23 protein-coding genes are annotated in these 18501 nt (G+C 37.6%); 7 read left to right on the top strand and 16 right to left on the bottom strand.

All coding sequences use genetic code 11. From position 1 onward, the window contains the following. Window positions 1-270, top strand: a 270-nt coding sequence (locus tag ACFCYJ_RS08010; RefSeq protein ID WP_376073055.1) for a hypothetical protein, incomplete at its 5' end; no start/stop codon positions are given. A 170-nt stretch (window positions 271-440) separates the two neighbouring features. Here the strand turns inward: ACFCYJ_RS08010 and ACFCYJ_RS08005 are convergent. Continuing rightward, entirely contained in the window at window positions 441-1937 is a 1497-nt protein-coding gene (locus ACFCYJ_RS08005; protein ID WP_376073053.1) for a class I adenylate-forming enzyme family protein, read from the bottom strand. A 562-nt stretch (window positions 1938-2499) separates the two neighbouring features. On the opposite strand from ACFCYJ_RS08005, the gene ACFCYJ_RS08000 reads away from it, so the two are divergent. After that, window positions 2500-3096 carry a metallophosphoesterase family protein gene (locus ACFCYJ_RS08000; RefSeq protein WP_376073050.1) on the top strand — a complete coding sequence of 199 codons (597 nt, stop codon included), beginning with the start codon at window positions 2500-2502 and terminating at the stop codon, window positions 3094-3096. Between the two features lie 86 nt (window positions 3097-3182). Here ACFCYJ_RS08000 and ACFCYJ_RS07995 read toward each other — a convergent pair whose 3' ends face one another. From ACFCYJ_RS07995 to ACFCYJ_RS07970, 6 genes are all read right to left on the bottom strand, one after another. Next, window positions 3183-3335 carry a hypothetical protein gene (locus tag ACFCYJ_RS07995; protein ID WP_376073047.1) on the bottom strand — a complete coding sequence of 51 codons (153 nt, stop codon included), beginning with the start codon at window positions 3333-3335 and terminating at the stop codon, window positions 3183-3185. A 46-nt stretch (window positions 3336-3381) separates the two neighbouring features. Further along, a complete protein-coding gene (locus tag ACFCYJ_RS07990) occupies window positions 3382-3963 on the bottom strand; it encodes a DUF305 domain-containing protein (RefSeq protein ID WP_376073044.1) in 582 nt (193 codons plus the stop codon). Window positions 3964-4085: 122 nt separating this feature from the next. Beyond that, window positions 4086-4256 carry a cysteine-rich CWC family protein gene (locus tag ACFCYJ_RS07985; RefSeq protein WP_376073041.1) on the bottom strand — a complete coding sequence of 57 codons (171 nt, stop codon included), beginning with the start codon at window positions 4254-4256 and terminating at the stop codon, window positions 4086-4088. Between the two features lie 133 nt (window positions 4257-4389). Further along, a complete protein-coding gene (locus ACFCYJ_RS07980; protein ID WP_376073038.1) occupies window positions 4390-4587 on the bottom strand; it encodes a gamma-type small acid-soluble spore protein in 198 nt (65 codons plus the stop codon). A 15-nt stretch (window positions 4588-4602) separates the two neighbouring features. Beyond that, the gene (locus tag ACFCYJ_RS07975; RefSeq protein WP_376073035.1) at window positions 4603-4815 is read right to left on the bottom strand and encodes a hypothetical protein; all 213 of its coding nucleotides are present in this window, start codon (window positions 4813-4815) and stop codon (window positions 4603-4605) included. Window positions 4816-4856: 41 nt separating this feature from the next. Next, window positions 4857-5090, bottom strand: coding sequence for a hypothetical protein (locus ACFCYJ_RS07970; RefSeq protein WP_376073032.1), 234 nt, complete (start codon window positions 5088-5090; stop codon window positions 4857-4859). Between the two features lie 139 nt (window positions 5091-5229). Here ACFCYJ_RS07970 and ACFCYJ_RS07965 point away from each other — a divergent pair, with 139 nt between their 5' ends. After that, entirely contained in the window at window positions 5230-5724 is a 495-nt protein-coding gene (locus ACFCYJ_RS07965) for a L,D-transpeptidase family protein (RefSeq protein WP_376073029.1), read from the top strand. 183 nt (window positions 5725-5907) lie between these two features. Here the strand turns inward: ACFCYJ_RS07965 and ACFCYJ_RS07960 are convergent, their stop codons facing one another. After that, window positions 5908-6672 carry a DUF2935 domain-containing protein gene (locus ACFCYJ_RS07960; protein WP_376073026.1) on the bottom strand — a complete coding sequence of 255 codons (765 nt, stop codon included), beginning with the start codon at window positions 6670-6672 and terminating at the stop codon, window positions 5908-5910. Between the two features lie 182 nt (window positions 6673-6854). On the opposite strand from ACFCYJ_RS07960, the gene ACFCYJ_RS07955 reads away from it, so the two are divergent. Next, a complete protein-coding gene (locus ACFCYJ_RS07955) occupies window positions 6855-8528 on the top strand; it encodes a ribonuclease J (protein WP_376073023.1) in 1674 nt (557 codons plus the stop codon). A gap of 95 nt (window positions 8529-8623) precedes the next feature. On the opposite strand, the gene ACFCYJ_RS07950 is transcribed toward ACFCYJ_RS07955, so the two are convergent. Further along, window positions 8624-9259, bottom strand: a complete 636-nt coding sequence (locus tag ACFCYJ_RS07950) for a restriction endonuclease subunit S (RefSeq protein WP_376073020.1) — start codon at window positions 9257-9259, stop codon at window positions 8624-8626. A 211-nt stretch (window positions 9260-9470) separates the two neighbouring features. Between ACFCYJ_RS07950 and ACFCYJ_RS07945 the strand changes: the two genes are divergently transcribed. Next, window positions 9471-9860 (top strand): helix-turn-helix domain-containing protein, encoded by a 390-nt coding sequence (locus ACFCYJ_RS07945; protein WP_323650837.1) that lies wholly within the window; start codon window positions 9471-9473, stop codon window positions 9858-9860. A 211-nt stretch (window positions 9861-10071) separates the two neighbouring features. Here ACFCYJ_RS07945 and ACFCYJ_RS07940 read toward each other — a convergent pair whose 3' ends face one another. Continuing rightward, window positions 10072-10947 (bottom strand): radical SAM/SPASM domain-containing protein, encoded by an 876-nt coding sequence (locus ACFCYJ_RS07940; RefSeq protein ID WP_376073206.1) that lies wholly within the window; start codon window positions 10945-10947, stop codon window positions 10072-10074. Window positions 10948-11132: 185 nt separating this feature from the next. Here ACFCYJ_RS07940 and ACFCYJ_RS07935 point away from each other — a divergent pair, with 185 nt between their 5' ends. After that, complete coding sequence (locus tag ACFCYJ_RS07935) at window positions 11133-11531, top strand: hypothetical protein (protein WP_376073017.1); 399 nt, start codon at window positions 11133-11135, stop codon at window positions 11529-11531. 481 nt (window positions 11532-12012) lie between these two features. Here ACFCYJ_RS07935 and ACFCYJ_RS07930 read toward each other — a convergent pair whose 3' ends face one another. From ACFCYJ_RS07930 to ACFCYJ_RS07910, 5 genes are all read right to left on the bottom strand, one after another. Continuing rightward, a complete protein-coding gene (locus ACFCYJ_RS07930; protein WP_376073204.1) occupies window positions 12013-13410 on the bottom strand; it encodes a SpoVR family protein in 1398 nt (465 codons plus the stop codon). 34 nt (window positions 13411-13444) lie between these two features. Next, complete coding sequence (gene yhbH / locus ACFCYJ_RS07925; protein WP_376073014.1) at window positions 13445-14602, bottom strand: sporulation protein YhbH; 1158 nt, start codon at window positions 14600-14602, stop codon at window positions 13445-13447. A gap of 131 nt (window positions 14603-14733) precedes the next feature. Continuing rightward, a complete protein-coding gene (locus ACFCYJ_RS07920; protein ID WP_376073011.1) occupies window positions 14734-14991 on the bottom strand; it encodes a hypothetical protein in 258 nt (85 codons plus the stop codon). Window positions 14992-15045: 54 nt separating this feature from the next. Next, window positions 15046-16941 carry a PrkA family serine protein kinase gene (locus ACFCYJ_RS07915; RefSeq protein ID WP_376073201.1) on the bottom strand — a complete coding sequence of 632 codons (1896 nt, stop codon included), beginning with the start codon at window positions 16939-16941 and terminating at the stop codon, window positions 15046-15048. Between the two features lie 181 nt (window positions 16942-17122). Continuing rightward, window positions 17123-17311, bottom strand: a complete 189-nt coding sequence (locus ACFCYJ_RS07910) for a hypothetical protein (RefSeq protein ID WP_376073009.1) — start codon at window positions 17309-17311, stop codon at window positions 17123-17125. Between the two features lie 107 nt (window positions 17312-17418). Between ACFCYJ_RS07910 and ACFCYJ_RS07905 the strand changes: the two genes are divergently transcribed. Next, a complete protein-coding gene (locus tag ACFCYJ_RS07905; RefSeq protein ID WP_376073006.1) occupies window positions 17419-17577 on the top strand; it encodes a hypothetical protein in 159 nt (52 codons plus the stop codon). 424 nt (window positions 17578-18001) lie between these two features. Here ACFCYJ_RS07905 and coaD read toward each other — a convergent pair whose 3' ends face one another. Further along, window positions 18002-18487: a pantetheine-phosphate adenylyltransferase gene (gene coaD, locus ACFCYJ_RS07900; protein ID WP_376073003.1), complete on the bottom strand. Its 486-nt coding sequence runs from the start codon at window positions 18485-18487 to the stop codon at window positions 18002-18004. Window positions 18488-18501 lie beyond the last annotated feature (14 nt).

The following is an 18501-nucleotide window of genomic DNA, read 5'->3' as shown; positions in this document are numbered from 1 at the left end:
GCGAAAGCGAAGCGACAGCAACATGGTTTTATCTGTGCGAAAGCGAAGCGACAGCAACATGGTTTTATCTGTGCGAAAGCGAAGCGACAGCAACATGGTTTTATCTGTGCGAAAGCGAAGCGACAGCAACAAATATTTTCTGTGCGAAAGCGCAGCGGCAGCAACAAATATTTTCTGTGCGAAAGCGCAGCGGCAGCAACATGGTTTTATCTGTGCGAAAGCGCAGCGGCAGCAACAACAACAACAACAACAACAACAACACACGACTGAGTGATCAACTTCACGTTGGCCAAAAGCCTCGGACGCAATTGCGCAGAGGCCTAATTGATCTTTATATACCCGCTATATGCGACACAATAACATCTCTAAATTCAGCGTACGTCCGATCAAGGTATTACTATATTTGCTACTTTCAAGTTTTACTTTTCTACACTTTATTTTTATGTTGTGCTTACTTTTGGACGTAACGTATGCTTCAAAACCTTACCAGAAGCATTACGTGGCAATTCAGTTAAAAATTCAATTTCATATGGCACTTTATATTTTGCAAGTTGAGTCCTACAATAAGCCAATATCGCCTCTTCATCGGTGGACTCCCCTTCCTTCAATACGACAAATGCTTTCGGAACTTCGCCATATACTTCATGCGGTAAACCTACAACAGCTGCCTCTAAAACTTCTGGCAGTTGATATAAAACCTCTTCTACCTCGATCGGATAAATATTTTCGCCACCTCGAATGATCATATCCTTTTTACGATCTACAATATAGAGGTAACCTTCCTCATCAAAACGCCCTAAATCTCCTGAATAGAGCCAGCTATCTTTAATTGTTCTAGCTGTTTCTTCAGGACTACGTAAATAGCCTTTCATGACTTGTGGTCCTTTGACACATATTTCTCCTACCTCACCCGTTGGCACAGTTTCACCAAAGCTATCAACAACACGGACGTCTGTTTGTGCTAATGGTTTTCCTACTGATCCAATTTTCGTTAATGCATCGGCATCTAAAAGGGAAGAAGTAGCAGGCGAATTTTCAGTTTGTCCATACAGGTTTTGTACTTTTACATTAAGAAAAGTCTCTTTCACTTGCTTAACAAGCTCATAAGGCATTGGTGCCGCCCCGTAACATAATAAACGTAAATCTTTAAATGTATGTTCCTTAAAGTTAGGTGTGTTTAAAATTATTGTATACATTGCCGGAACACCAAAGAAAATTGTCGCTGCTGTAGCGGCAAGCTGTTCTAATGTATTTGTCGAAGAAAACGCCTCTTCTATAACCATCGTACCGCCTTTATAAAACATCGGCATCGCAAATACATGAAGACCTGCACAATGAAATAAAGGCGTACAAATAAACATGCGATCCTCTTTGGTCATATCCATTGATGAAGACCATATATCCGCAGTTGACACAATATTTTGATGAGTTAGCATTACTCCTTTTGGTTTTCCCGTCGTACCAGAAGTATACATAACAACAGCAGTATCATGAGGCTCCAATTTGATCGCTTTTCTTTGACCTGGATAATTTTTTAAAATATCTTTCATTTCATTGAGCCCTACAATAAGTTGAAACGGATATGCAATAGTTGCAAGTACATCCTCTAATCTTTCATCATAAATAAGTCCTTTAGCTTCTGAATGATTAAAAATAAATTCGACCTCTGGAGCTGCTAATTTTGTATTAATGGGCATGACAACGTAGCCAGCTAACTGAACACCGATATAAGCGATTAAAAACAAATCTGAATTGAGCGTATATAATGCAATTACATCATCTTTTTCAAAGCCTTGCTCTTGTAAATATGCTGCGAATTTTTCTGCACTTTTATAAAATTCACTATAGGATAGCTCTGTCCCATCGTATATCGTTGCAATCCCTTTTGGTTGCTGCATAGCATAGTTTTGTAGAATGTCTGTCATTAACATCGTCATTATAAGCCCCCCAAATCTTTCATATTCATTACCCTCACACCGTATAAAATTAAATAACACTAAGAAAATTCAGAAAATTACAATTATATTTTATCAGTCTATGAAAAGGTTGGCAATTTTTCTTCACATAAAAATATGAGATCTAGAGCGAAAGCTTGGAAAGCTCCCAGTTGGAACGAAAATTTGCTCCACGTTATAGTGATGGACCAAAATATGTAACTAAATATACACATTCATTTTACTTTTCTATCAATTTCTGTTAGGTGTATGATATTTGTATAATGATTAACTTCTTTCAGTAAGTGTTTTGGTAGCGAAAGTGAAACGGCAGTTACAAATGTTTTATGTAACGTAAGTGCAACGGCAGTTACAAATGTCTTTTGTACCGAAAGCGTAGCGACAGGTACAAGTTTGGACACCCGCTGAAAGAGAGGAACTCAAGCTAAGAACTTCACATCCTATGAAAACGCCTGAGTGACCAACATCGTGTTTGCCCAAAGCCTCCGGCGGATGTCACGGAATTATGCCGAGGCAAATTGATTTTAAGAAAGGCCTGATTAAAATGCTATACGCACTTTTAGGAGATTTACATTCTAATATAGAAGATACAAAGGCAGTTCTAACCCATATTCAGCACACTGCGAAAGATGCAAAGGTATTGGGATTAGGTGATTTATACGAATGTACTGTAAGTAAGAAAAAGGCACAAACAATGTCGGGTTTACCGCTACAAAAAGCTGCGATAGTGGAGAATGATTTTGAAAATTTACTAACATTCCCCTCTATTCGTGGCAATCAGGAGGAGCGTATTACTCGTGTAACTGGCATCGAACGTTTTGCAGAGCTACCTGAAACAATGGAGATTGATGGTGCAACACTTATCCATGGACATCAATTTCAATGGAGTGTGAAATGGCAGCCTACATTTCCACCATTCAAAAAATCGCTTCTTTTCTTCGGACATAGTCATGAATCCGGTCTTTATCATCGCAATAAAAAGTTACCTATTCGTATTCGATTTGGCCAACCAATTCTATTACAAGAAAAGCAGTACGGTATCAATGTTGGATCAGTTGTCGATCATCGTGAGTGGTGTCTCTACGATAGTAATAAACGAACAGTCACATTTATGTGCGCTTCATCTGTTGAGAATGCTTGATTATTTTTTATCCGAGGTAAGCCTCACTCAGCAGTTTCGCTGATATACATAGCAGTCACAAAAAAACGCTAAAATCTACTTCGACTTTAGCGTTTTTCCCCTATATCAATTTCGCCTTGACGTAATTGTTGTTGTTGTTGTTGTTGTTGTTGTTGTTGTTGCTGCCGCTTCGCTTTCGCACAGAAAACATTTGTTGCTGTCGCTTCGCTTTCGCACAGATAAAACCATGTTGCTGACACTTTGCTTTCGCTACAAAAAGATTTGCTGAATGAGTTCTTTGTTACACTAGCAATTCTCGCAAGGCTTTAAAGCATCAAGTAATTTTTCCATTTCGCAAATACGATCGCACATAGTTTGAATCATATTTCGAAGGATTGGTATTAATTCTTGGCAAGTACAGAACCTTAAAACGTTTTGCGCTAGTCGAACGCCTCCTTGATGGTGAACAATCATTTCGCGAAGAAAGTTTATATTAATATTATTAGAAACTGGTGGTAAACTCATTGCTTGGAACATAGCCCCGGTAATTTCTTTATACGCACACATATATTCGTACAATTCACATTCCGAATTTTGTACGATACAGCATCTATTTTGTATCGCTTCTAGGCATTCAACAGTCTCCGTACTTGTTGCTATTATTTCTAATGCGAGATTTTGCACAAGTATATTAGTGGTGTATCGCAAAACATTTTCCGACATTTTAATAGCAGCTAATTGATGCGGTAAGATTTGCTTAATAAAATTTTCTGAAATACTACATGTTAATGTCACATACGTCATGCCCTGCATCATTTTATCGAGGATCCTTTGGTAATCCTCTAAATATGCCTTTGTTACATTACTAAGTACAATGGTTTTAGTCATTAGACACACTCCTTTCAGAGTAATATATGTCCGATAGGTTGTTGTGCGGTAGACAATTGTACCAAATATCTTGATTGTTTCGTAACAGCTATTAAAGTATTTTTAAAGCCTAAAATAAACGATTAATCTTTTTGATATGTATCCAAGCATTTTTGACAAATACATTGCTCTTTAGGTACCGCTTCAAGAATTTCTTTAGGAAAACTCTCTGTCATACACCAGCAATCCTTTTGCCCCTTTACTATCCCACAATGATTTTCTTGCCCACATAACGGACAACGTTTTTCCTTCATTCGTACACCACCTTTCATTTACTTTACATTGTAAAATAAAGTGAAACTTTAATCAGTGATTTTTTCATCCCAATCGGGCTTTACGGAATAAAAAATGGAGGAGTACTTCATTTCGTACTCCTCCCAAGCTAACTTATTGCTTTTCCCCACGAATCTCTTGTTTTACTTCTTCAACATCTGTATCACTATATATTCCCGTTCCAACCCCACCTCTTTGGGCTAACAGTTTTTTCACTTCATTGTAAGATAAACCACTTTCCGCATTTTGTCTTTTTACTTCATTAATATTCGTTCCAGCAGAAGTAAACTGCGCTTCGTTATGATCAGTCATGAAAATCCCTACCTTCTATAATTCATCAGGCTGTAATTCGATCAATTCATCGCCTTCTCGTTCTACTTTTTTATTGAGCTCCTTAACCGGTATAGCATCAACCGTTTGCATGTCTTCGTGTAAATCGAAAAGACTTATAGTATCTGATTCAACCATGTCTGGTTTATTCTTACTTGCTAAGTTCATAAATATCTTTTTCTCATGTGGTATGTTTTCTATGTCCATCATTGCTCACTCCTTTACCTATAGCATGTGCAATGTTGGACAAATCATGTACCTTTCGTTTTCGAACTTTTATCGATGCGATGATATTCAGATATTTGAATGACCCGAACATTTCTTGTATGCAGCTCATGATACATCCCTCTACTATCTGTAAAGGATATATATTGATCTCGTTCGCTTCGAACTAATGCCTCTGCTTTTTCCTGTGATTCTATATGGATAAATCTCCGTATATAATGCATTTCATCAAAGAAATAAGTAATTTTAAATTCTTTCATAATAACTCCTCGATTACTGGATATGGTTGTTTACTACTTATCCTATCCAACTAACTGCAGTTGCTATTCTCTTAAAAATATTAAAGGTAGCTTCGGCATAACCTGTATTAAAGCAACCACTTTATAGGAGGTGATGAATTTGATCCATACAGTTAGCGTAGGCGAAACCTTGTCCCAAATAGCTAGAAATTATCGTACATCTTTATCGTCCATAATTGCTGCTAATCCAGGGTTAGATCCGAATGTACTTTATATAGGACAACAAATTGTTATACCTGGATTTCCTAATCCAAATACTATCCCTTATAGAATAGATATTTCTATTGAAAATCGATGGCTACGGTTATATAAAGATAATGTTCTTCAGAAGCAATACCCAATAGCAGTCGGTAGGATGTTACATGATACACCTACTGGCCATTTTATAATCATTAATAAGGATCCAAATCCTGGTGGTCCGTTTGGGACAATGTGGATGAGTTTATCTAAAGAACATTACGGTATTCACGGAACTAATAATCCTAGCTCTATCGGTCACGCCGTTTCACGTGGCTGTATTCGCATGCATAATAAGGATGTCGAAGAGCTCGCAAGCATTGTCCCAATCGGCACTGGCGTTTTTATTCATCCCTAAAATAGCCTCCAGACTAAAAACATTCCTAAAATTTTATCGGAATGTTTTTTAGTTTTATCGGAACATTATGTAGATTTATCGGAATGTTTTCCAATTTTATCGGTATATTATGCTGATTTATCGGAATAAAAAAGGCAACCTGATATCAAACCTCAGATTGCCATCACTTCCTTCAGGTGCAAATTAACCTTCACCTTTAGATTGTGCAAGCTTCGATAAATAGTATTGCTCCTCTCTTAGCATATGATCCGCCATTAGAGCTGTAAACGTTCCTAAAACTTCTGCACTTAACTCCATTTCCTCTAACTCGCGTAAAAAAGTTTTGAATAATTTCATTTCTATATCTACATCTTGATTAAAGCGAGTTAATGCAGGGAAAGAGTCTATATTTGAACGTAAATATCCTGTAAGCTCCACTGCTTTTAAATAAAATTGTTCAAAATGTTGGGCAAAGGTAGTACTTTTTTGTCTCATTCTCCTTTCTACGCCATCCAAATCGTCGTGAATGATACCTGCATGTCCTGAAGCATCTAAAAGCCAGAGTAAGTGATGATGTAGCTCATGAAAGATTGGTGGGACTTCTCCCTTCTTCAGATAATTAAGTACATTTTGATACTCCTCCAGTTCATTCACCATGTGATTAATAAAGGAAGGTGATAAATGAATATTAATATTTCCCGTTAATTGCTTTCGAAGGATAAAAAATTTAAATTGCTTTAGTTGTTCTACAGCTTCATCGACAGTAAGTGAAAAGGAAACCGCATTATTGGCATCGATTGAATTAACATAGACAAGAAGCTGAGAAAATTGATGAATAAATGAATTTGCTCTTTTAATATCCTCTGTTTCCGATGGATACAATGAATCATGAATAAATTGAGAATGATCTTTTAAGATCCTTAGCCAAAACCTATGTTCAAACATCGCATGCTGTAAGTAATTCGACAACCAGTCACATCCCCTTTATTCTCTACGTTCCTCTATTCTATTCTTCTTGAAAACCTAATATTAGTACTTAATCTCAAATGGTTTTTTCGTATAGGATGAAACGCTTAAAGCTATACTACATAATGCTGAAGTAACGAAACCAATCACATCCAGAGTACCTGAAAAATTAGGAGGGGATATACTTGTCCACAAAAGACAATACATTATCGATTTTCGCCTTAGGTGGCATTAATGAGATTGGCAAAAATATGTATGTAGTACAGTATGGAAATGATATTTTAATTATTGACTGTGGCGCTAAATTTCCAGACGAAAGCTTATTAGGTATCGATTTAATTATCCCTGATATTACGTACCTATTGGAAAATAGAGGGAAAATAAAAGCATTAATTGTGACACATGGTCATGAGGATCATATTGGCGGTATCCCTTATTTGCTAAAAAAAATAAATGTCCCTATTTATGCGACACGTTTTACTCTTGGGTTAATCCAGCTAAAGCTGAAAGAACATAAGCTTTTAAGAGAGACAGAATTAATAGAAATTCATTCCGATTCATCTTTAAATTTCGGTCAAGTTGATGTTAGTTTCTTTAGAACAAACCATAGTATACCTGATTGCCTAGGCATCGTTATGAATACACCTGAAGGAAATGTAGTACACACTGGTGATTTTAAATTTGATTTAACGCCTGTTAATAATCAGTTTGCTGATATTCATAAGATGGCTGATATAGGATCAGATGGCGTACTAGTACTGATCTCTGAAAGTACGAATGCCGAACGACCTGGTTTAACTCCTTCAGAGAAGCTTGTCGGTAATCATATTGAAGATGCATTTTTACATGCTGAGCGTAAAATCGTTATCTCTACTTTCGCTTCAAATGTTAATCGCATACAGCAAATTGTAGATGCAACGATTACTACAAATCGAAAACTTGCATTACTTGGCCGTAGTATGGTGAATGTTGTCGATGTTGCACTAGAGCGAGGCTATTTAGACGTTCCAGAGGATTTGTTAATTGACGCGCGTGAGGTGAAATATCTCCCTCCTGAAGAAGTTGTTGTACTATGTACGGGTAGTCAAGGAGAGCCATTAGCTGCACTTTCTCGCTTAGCAAGCGGCAATCATCGCGAAGTGAAAATTTTACCTGATGACACAGTTATTTTAGCTTCATCCCCTATTCCCGGGAATGAAAAGGGTGTTTCACGGATCGTCGATAATTTGTTCCAGCTAGGTGCGAAGGTTATTTATGGCTCGGCTAGTCATACAGGTATGCACGTTTCAGGTCATGGCTACCAGGAAGATTTAAAACTAATGCTGACGCTAATGAAGCCCCAATTCTTCATTCCGATTCATGGTGAATTCCGTATGTTACATCAGCATCGTTTGTTAGCCGAGTCCGTTGGTGTCAAAAGAGGACATACGTTTATTATGAAAAACGGGGATGTTGTTGATATTGAAAATGCAATGGCTAGGCAAACACGTAAAATTCCTTCCGGTGATACGTATGTCGACGGTATCGGTATCGGGGAAGTCGAAGGAATTGTTTTACGAGATCGTAAACAGCTATCTGAAGACGGAATGCTTGTTATCGTTATAACACTTAATAAAGTAGATGGAACCTTTATTTCAGAACCAGATACAATTTCACGAGGCTTTGTTTATGCCAAAGACTTTGAGGAGCTTTTAAAGAAAGTAAATATTCTCGTTAAAGAAACGGTAAATGAGCTTCAGGAAGAAAGTAAGCAACAAATACATGTCTTAAAAAGAGAAATCAAAAGGGCTGTCGGTCAGTATCTATTTTCACAAACAAAAAGAAAACCAATGATTTTACCTATAATTATCGAAATTTAAAAAAGTCGGTGTGAAAGGTTTTAACCTTTACACCGACTAAATTTATTTTATCTGATTCCAGCGAGGATGAAGAACTGTTTATGGATTGTGCAATTTTATTTAAGCTCACCCTTAAAAATTTTATGTAGCATATCATCGTATAGATTCTGAGCCTGATGAAACCCATGATGTAAACTTTTTGAGTGATTTTCTATTTGCAGCGAAAAATTATCAAAATGCTGTGGTAGCCCCTCTACTACTGTCAGCAACGGCTCTTTATTTTTTAATAAAAGCTGAATCGTATTTAAAATTCGCACCATTTTGTATTGGATATCTATCATCGGAATATCAATCGGTATATGGTACAAATGATGCCATTCATTATTCATTTCATGCCATCTAAGAAAGTGAAATAAATAATCACTTAAAATAATTGTTTCATTTGGAATAATCGCGACGATATCGTTTGCAATCCATATTTCAGTTTCACATTGATAAATATATTTATTTTTGTCCTTCAAGTTAGCTTTAGTAAGAATGATGGTTTTAGCTGGTACTGGTGCACACTCAAAATGTTTTTTAAATGTAATATTAACTTTTGGTAATTGTTCAATATCACCATTTAGCATTAACTTTTTTAAATCTTCTGCTGTAATTAGGGGTACTCCGACGTTCGTAAAATACTTTTCCCACGGTACTATTTCCCCCTCTTTTATTATAGCAACCTCATCTAATCGATAACGCTTTACCATGCCTGAATCCTCCAATCCTTAACTTAATTAGTTATACCCTAAAACAAGCTACTGGAATCATCAACACTATTTTTCATAAGTCTTTTTTCTCAATAAAAACTTACTACCAATCATTGTACCATTTTAATGTAACATTATCTCTATTATACCACTATAATGGTATAGGCATTTTTAATGTTTTTCACTAGCTTTTTACATAGAGGTGAATCATATGTCAGACTTTTTAAAGCTAGTAGGCGAACAACTCCGCATTATTAGGGTTTCCAAGGGGCTTAGTCAGGAAGAAGTAGCAGAAAAAACGGGGAAACTAGGTTTTAGTAAAGGACGAATCTCAAACATTGAACACGGGCAATCTAATATTACATTAAGCACTTTAGAAACGCTGATGAAAGCTTTAGATATTGCACCTGAGGAGCTTTTTAATTTTCAAAAATTATCTGGTGTTACTGATATTGAAGAAAAGAACATTATGCTTGATATACATCGTTCAGTATTAAGGGAGCGCAATTTAGACGAGGTGAAATACGTAGTACGCATTACGAAGGATTTTTTAAATACTATAGATTCACAATCAAAGAAAAATAGCTCCAATGGTCAATAACGTTGGAGCTATTTTTAACAAGAAAGTTCTGGATACACGGCTTAATGTGTAGAGCATTCGATGAGCCGCTTCGCTCACCTTTGCTTGTCAATCAACGCAGATGTCTGAACAAGTGCCCCCATTTTTTGATGAGGAATCACCCATTCTCTAATATAGGGAAATTCCCCATATAAAAAAATCCATTTAGTCTACAACCAAATGGATCTGATTATTACATCCCAAACTTTTGACGATAGCCACATTTTCTACATAGCTCTTCGACTGCTTCCCTACGTGAAAATCCGTCGACAATATTATTTGCACGTTCACCTTGAACAATGTCTGTGAAGGATTTCTCGTTCACATTCCCCAAATTAATGACGCCCTCACCATCAAGACAGCACGGCACTACTGTACCATCCACTAAAATAGCGGCTTGACTTCGAAGTGCATGGCAAAAGCCTTTTCCTTCATCCTCAGGCTCCAGTAAACTTGGCCACTTGAATTCATGATCCTGATTTATATAAATATTATTAGCAATCTTTACACCTTTACCTGGTTGCACTTTTTCTTCGATGCGATAATCAAGATTATATTCATTTTCTAGAATTTCGAGCGTTTCACGATTTCTTCGTGCCGCAATATCCGATACTTGATCCCTTTGTAAATTCCATAAACGATATGAAATAATCGTATTATAATCTTTTGAATCACGCACAAAGTCTAATATATCCCCTAAGTATTTCTCACGATTTTCCGATCCCTCATGACCGTCGAAACTATGCAATGAAAAATTGATTTGGCGTAAGGCTGGTTTCCCTAATATCTTTTCACGATTCTTTTTAATCAGTGTACCGTTCGTTGTAATATTAACTTTAAAACCTTTCTCATGTGCTGCGTCAAGCAACTGATCAATACGAGGGTGTAAAAGTGGCTCTCCTTTTACATGTAAATAAATATATTTCGTATGAGGACGTATTTCATCCAATATTTTATTAAATTGTTCTACTTTAATAAGTCCCTTTGCACGAGCAGTTGGAGGACAAAAGCTACATGCTAAATTACAGACGCTCGTTATTTCTATATAAACCTTTTTAAATGTTCTCAACGTCGATTCACCGTTCCAGTTCTTCATATATTCAAATCCTATTCATTTTAACAAATTTTACGATAAGGAACAGTTTTTCAGTCTCCATCCCCTCACATTATTTATCAACTTAGGGCTACATGAACAAGTAAGCTTGAGAAAAATTAATAACTTAATAATAATGCTGAAAAAAGGAGGTGAAAACTATGTCTGACTATAAACCTGATAATGAACGTTCAAAGGATCCATCTAGAAATCATATTACTATCCATTTAACTTTTAATATTGGCAATACTGATATCCATTTTGAACAAAGGGCTGAAGGTGGCGGACAAATAAATAAAGATGTAGGTACTAATGCCAACCAAGGAGGTCAAAACGCAATAAACGGCAGTACTAGAAATGTAAACTCCCAATTCGCCGATGGAAATGGCAGAAGCGGTATTGCTGGTGACAATAATGATGAAGCTGGTGGACAACAAGGAATTAAAGTAAGGGACAGCTTAGTAATCGACAGCGATATCCATTCATCTTCGAATCATAGTGAAAGTAGTGAAGATGAAAATGAGTCCTCTCCATTGTTAGATGAAGATAAAAACGAATAATAAAATTTTAGTTGCAAGTGTGTTTATTAACCATTTTTATCCACTCTAATTAATTAGAAGGCTCTGATTTCCGCTACGGGCTACTCGCTTTGTAGCTGCCGCTTTGCTTTCACTACAGAAAACATTTGTAGCTGCCGCTTTGCTTTCGCTACAGAAAACATTGTCGCTGACGCTTCGCTTTCGCGCAGAGCAAGGCTTCCTGCGGGCGAGCGTCGAGCCGCTTCCTCCGCTGCGCTCCGTGCAGGGTCTCGTCTGTCTCGCTTTCCCGCGGGAGTCGAGTAGCCCTACGCTACAAATCAGAAAAAATGGACGTACATTAGCAAAATATCAAAAAAATCCTTTTATCAGCCAATAATAAACCTATATTTTCCTAATCAATACGTCTGATTTAGTTGATACTCAAAAAAACTTCTATCTGTTAAAATAGTTCATACCAACAGATAGAAGTTTTTGTTTTGATTATCCACCAAGGAATCACGCCTCACACATTCCGTTTATAATTTTTTGTACCATCATATGAATAAAGCATTGGCTTCCCATCCACATAGGTTTCTAAATGAACAGGACGACCCCATAGCTGATAAATATATGGCAAAACGTTCTCTAAATAGTGCGGATCGAGCTCCATTCCCTCAAAGCCATGCACTAAATAAAGCTCTCCGTTGCGAAGGTAATCTCCATTTTTAACGACGATATATGGGAATCCCCCGTTTACACGCATCGATATGAGCTGATCACGTACCATTTCATGATCCTTATCTGTAATACGGTATTCATTGCCCTTTTTCTGGAACAAATAAAGATCCTCTCGCTTTGCTAAATCCTTCGTTAAATAGTTGCGGATAAAGGATATATCCGACTCTATCTCTCTAACCTCAAACATTTTCTCCCGCCCAGAGTTCGGTTGTACGCCTAGCTTTCTCATCTCTTCCGTTGGATGATTATAACGCTCTTCAATGTCCTCAAATATTTTCACACCAAGGTAATAAGGATTAATAGTTGTCTTTGAAGGCTGCACAACACCTGCATTTAACTTCGCAAATTCGATCGTTTCCGCTGATGTTAGCTTAAGCTCACGCATAATACGTTGATGCCAAAAGGAAGCCCAGCCCTCATTCATAATTTTCGTCTCTAATTGTGGCCAAAAATAAAGCATTTCCTCACGCATCATCGTTAATACATCTCGCTGCCAGTCCTCGAGCTCTCGACTATGCTCCTCTAAAAATAGCAGTAAATCTTTTTCTGGCTTTGGGGGGAAGTTCTTTATTTTTCGCCTTACCGATTTATACTCTTTTTCCTTATCATCTAAACGCCATAGATCATCATATGGCGTTTTTGCTTGATAATTCTCCTCTTCAAGTTCATCCTCCGTATTCCAAGCCAATTTTGGTCGTAAAAGAGATGGATCGATATGCTCCTGAATCGCTAAAACCGCATCTAAAAACTGCTCGACCTCATCCTTTCCATATTCCCTTTCATAACCAGCTATCCTTTCAGCTGTTGCCGTCATGCTCTCCACCATATCTCTTCTAGTATTGGAGAAGCGTACATTATTTTTAAAGAAATCACAGTGCGCCAATACATGCGCAATAATTAATTTATTTTGTGTTAACGTATTTGTATCAAGTAAAAATGCATAACATGGATTTGAGTTAATCACTAGCTCATAGATTTGACTTAGCCCTAAATCATATTGAAGCTTCATTTTATGGAATTGTTTACCGAAGCTCCAATGTGAAAATCGAGTAGGCATACCATATGCGCCAAATGTATAAATAATATCTGCCGGACAAATTTCATAGCGCATTGGAAAATAATCTAAGCCAAAGCTTGAGGCAATTTCTGTAATTTCATCAATCGCTCGTTCAAGCTCTTTCATCTCCACTTTTTAAGTCCCCTCCTTTGAACATGGTTTAAGTTTCACTTTTTTTGAAAAAGCTCTTTAAGGCATCGTACACATCGCCTTTTTTTCTCAAAATATGATATCTAAACTTAGGATCATCTACTTTTTTATATGTGTACATAAGTGTAGAAAAGCGGTTATGCTGATTGACTTCTCCATATCCAAACATGCTCGATACTTCCATTAACTCCCCTACTAGCTTCAAGCACTTTTCATTATCCATTGATATATTTTCACCATCTGAAAAATGTACTGGATAAATATTGTAGCGAGAAGGATTATACTTTTCCCGAATTAGTTCCAATGCCTTTATATAGGCAGATGAACAAATCGTTCCACCACTTTCTCCCTTCGTGAAAAATTCTTCCTCTGTCACTACTTTTGCCTCTGTATGATGCGCAATAAACTCAATTTCCACGGTTTCATACTTGGAGCGCAAAAATTTTGTCATCCAAAAGAAGAAGCTCCTAGCGCAATATTTTTCGAAGGAGCCCATCGAGCCACTTGTATCCATCATGGCAAGAACCACTGCCTTCGATTCAGGTTTTTCCACTTCATCCCACGTTTTAAAACGCAGATCATCATTATGAATCGGCGTAATTTCTGGTTTTCCTTTCATCGCATTACGCTTTAACGCATTAAGAATGGTGCGCTTTTTATCGACATTTCCCATTAAACCTTTTTTCCGAATATCGTTAAACTCAATTTTTTCCGTTTTAATATCCGCTTTTTCTTTCTGCTGCAGGTTTGGTAGCTCAAGCTCGTTAAATAACACATTTTGAACCTCTTCAATGCTTACTTCAGCTTCATAATAATCATGGCCTGGCTTGTCACCAGCTTCTTTTCCTTTACCATTAGCCTGATTGCCTTTACTAGCATCACGCGCAACCACATCACCTACATTACTGTCTCCTTGCCCCTGCCCAACATGCTTGGAGTTATCATAGTTATATCGAATTTTATATTCATCAAGTGAACGTATAGGGATTTTTATAACCTCGCGACCATTGGACATGACAATACTTTCTTCACTTACTAAATCGGGTAAATTATTCTTAATAGCATCTTTTACTTTTTCCATATGCCGTTGCTGGTCCTGGTGCCCTTTACGATGGAGGGACCAATTTTCCTGAGAAATGGCAAAACGTTTATTTTCGTTTTCAGTCATTTTTATCCTCACCCATCTATCAAATTCGCTTTTTCTATACTATGCTAGTGATTCGCTTTCTTGAACTTTTTTAGAGAAATCAATTACACTTCGTGGTTACTTCACCTATGGCAACAATAAGTGAATGAAGATCAATTTCGCCTTGGCATAATTGTTGTTGTTGCTGTCGCACAGTTAAAACCTTGTTGTTGCTGTCGCTTCGCTTTCGCACAGTTAAAACCTTGTTGTTGCTGTCGCTTCGCTTTCGCACAGTTAAAACCTTGTTGCTGTCGCTTCGCTTTCGCAACAGAAAACCTTTGCAGCTGTCGCACAGATAAATTGCCACAGGACGTGGCGAGTGTTTGGACACCCACTGAATGAAGATAAAAGGAGTGCCCTAAAATGGACACTCCTATTCACTCCTATCAATAGTCTTATAGTTTCCACTGAATAGGTCAAAGTCATTATCGATTTAACAGACTACCTACATACTGCAATAATTCATTAGCAGATGTTGGATTATAGCCATGTTCATCAACAAGTCTCGCTACAACCTCATTAATCTTCTTCAGCTGTGATTCATCCGGCATTTTTGAAGATGTTGTAATCTTCACGACATCCTTGAGATCTGCAAATAGTTTCTTCTGTATTGCTTCTCGTAATCTTTCATGAGAATTATAGTCAAAACGCTTACCTTTTCGAGCATAAGCAGAAATACGAATGAGTATCTCCTCACGGAATGCTTTTTTCGCATTTTCCGAAATGCCAATTTGCTCCTCAATAGAGCGCATTAATTTTTCATCTGGATTCATTTCCTCACCAGTCAATGGATCGAAAATTTTGTTTTTATTACAAAATGCTTCTACATTATCAAGATAATTATTCATCAATGTTTTTGCAGACTCTTCATACGAATACACGAAAGCTTTTTGCACTTCATTCTTGGCAATATCATCATACTCTCTTCGAGCAACTGCAATATAGTTCATATATTTTTCTCGATCTTCCTGAGAAATTGAAGCATGCTGGTCAAGCCCATCCTTTAGTGCACGCAGAACATCTAACGCATTAATAGATGGTACCTCTTTTCGGATAATAGCAGAAGAAATACGATTAATAATATACCGTGGATCAATACCGTTCATGCCTTCATTAGGAAACTCTTTTTTCAGCTCCTCTAAGTCAACGGAATTAAATCCCTCCACATTTTCTCCGTCGTACAGTCGCATTTTTTTAATAAGATCCACACCTTGTTTTTTCGGTACTTCCAGTCTTGTTAGAACCGAAAAGATTGCTGCGGCCTTTAATGCATGTGGCGCAATATGAACATGTGACATATCGCTTTCTTTAATCATTTTTTCGTAAATCAATTCTTCCTGACTAACTCTTAAGTTATACGGAATCGGCATCACAATAATACGTGAATGTAATGCTTCATTCTTTTTATTTGAAATAAATGAGCGATACTCCGTTTCGTTTGTATGCGCAACAATTAACTCATCTGCACTAATTAATGCAAATCGACCTGCTTTAAAATTACCTTCCTGCGTTAAAGACAATAAATTCCACAAGAATTTTTCATCAAGCTTTAACATTTCCTGGAATTCCATCATACCTCTGTTTGCCTTATTTAGCTCACCGTCAAAACGATATGCACGAGGGTCAGATTCTGAACCAAATTCTCCAATTGTTGAAAAATCGATACTACCTGTTAAATCAGCAATATCTTGCGATTTTGGATCTGATGGCGTAAATGTACCTATGCCCACACGTTTGTCTTCAGAAAAAGTAATACGTTCAATCATCACATTTTCAATGCGTCCATCGTACTCTTTTTCAAGACGCATCGTATTTAAAGGCGATAAACTTCCTTCAATTCGTATACCATACTCCTCGTAAAATTCATTACGCAAATGATGTGGAATTAAATGTAGAGGATCTTCATGCATTGGACATCCTTTAATTGCGAAAACTGCGCCTTCATCTGTTCGCGAAAATTGCTCAAGTCCGCGCTTCAACAAGGTCACTATTGTTGATTTACCACCACTTACCGGTCCCATTAATAACAAAATACGTTTTCTAACATCCAATCTTCGTGCTGCTGGATGGAAATATTCCTCCACCAGTCTTTCAATTGCTGTTTCAAGCCCAAAAATTTCTTGCCCAAAAAATTCATACATTTTTTGCCCATCGCGTTCCTCTACACCAGCATTTTTTACCATATTGTAGACGCGTGAATGGGCTGTTTGAGCAACTTCAGGTCTTTCCTTGATGATGTTTAAGTAATCTGCAAATGTACCTTCCCACTTTAGCCGATTTTCTTCTTCGCGATAGCTTTTCACTTTATCTAAAATGTTGATAGCCTTCCCTCCATTCAGGGCTTGATTTATAACATAGTATGAAGGAAATGGCATTATGATACCCAATACTTTTTCTTTGTCGAAGTTTCTTCTTATTGACAATAATTTTCTTCCTACAGAATAAAGGAATTCAAAGTCAAACAAAAAGAATGTTTTAAACTTACTCGTTTCACCTGACATTTTATTGTTTCATCACTAAAGTTAGGATGACATTTGTTAAAAGATACTCCTTAAGAATAAGTTGATTGAAGTGGAGACTGGGCGACTCCTCGGGGATCAGCGATAGAGGAACGAAGGCTAAAAGCATCACATCCTGTGATAACGCCTTCGTGACCAACATCGGTGCTGCTGCCGCTTCGCTTTCGCGCAAAAAACATCTGTTGGCCCGAGACCCTGCAGCGAAGCGAAGCGGCTCATAGGACGCCCCCAGGAAGCTTTGCTCTGTGCGAAAGCGAAGCGACAGCAATTGTTTTATCTGTGCGAAAGCGTAGCGACAGCAACAACAAATGTTTTATCTGCGCGAAAGCGAAGCGTCAGCGACAAATGTTTTATCTGCGCGAAAGCGAAGCGTCAGCGACAAAGCGCCCAGTCGGAACGGAAATCCCCCTCATTTTGCCGGAGGGTCATCTGAATTGACACCTCTGACAGTATATTTTTATAGAAAAATTAAAAATACCCCATTAGAAAAGCGCGAGAAAATCAACTTTTCTAAAATTGATTTCTCGCGCTTTTTAAGACTTTGACAAGTTTTGTCCCAGCCTCTCTTTTTAGTTTATTTATCAAATTGTGCTTAGGCCTGCACGAGGGCCGACACGAGGTCGGTCATTTCGGTAATGCCACAGGACGTGGCGTTCTTACCGATGCAGGTCAGTTAGCCGTTATCGCATGGATGCGATGATTTTAGGCTAACATCCTCTGTGAACTCCTTTCCGATTCCGTGACATCCGCCGGGGGCTTTGGGCCAACGTGATGTTGGTCACTCAGTCGTTGTCACAGGACGTGGCGTTCTTAGACTGCGTTCCTCTATTTCATCGGATGTTTGGACACCCGATGAAAGAAGTTAAAAACCATACTTTTCTTTCAAAGCTTCTACAACACAAGCAGGAACAAGCTCGCTGACATCACTACCGTATTTCGCAACCTCTTTGACAATGCTTGAGCTTAAGAATGAATATTGATTTTTTGTCATGATGAAAAACGTTTCAATGTTTTTATCAAGAAAACGGTTCATTGAAGTAATTTGCATTTCGTATTCAAAATCCGAAACAGCTCGTAAACCACGGACAATCGCTTTTGCTTTTTTTTCCTTAGCATAGTCTATTAATAGCCCCGATGAACTTTCAATACGTACATTAGGCAATGTTTTAGTCACTTCAGCCATTAATGCCATACGCTCTTCTACTGAAAATAACGGCTGCTTGGATGAATTATTTAAAACAGCAACATAAACTGTGTCAAATACATCTGCCGCCCGTTTAATAATATCTAAGTGACCATATGTCACCGGATCAAAACTTCCAGGAACTACAGCAATTTTCTCTGACAACCTATTCTCCCTCT

Source organism: Lysinibacillus sp. NPDC056232, from assembly GCF_042267565.1.
Taxonomy (GTDB): domain Bacteria; phylum Bacillota; class Bacilli; order Bacillales_A; family Planococcaceae; genus Lysinibacillus.
Note: the sequence above shows the minus strand (reverse complement) of the source record. Positions and strands in the feature narration are given on the sequence as shown.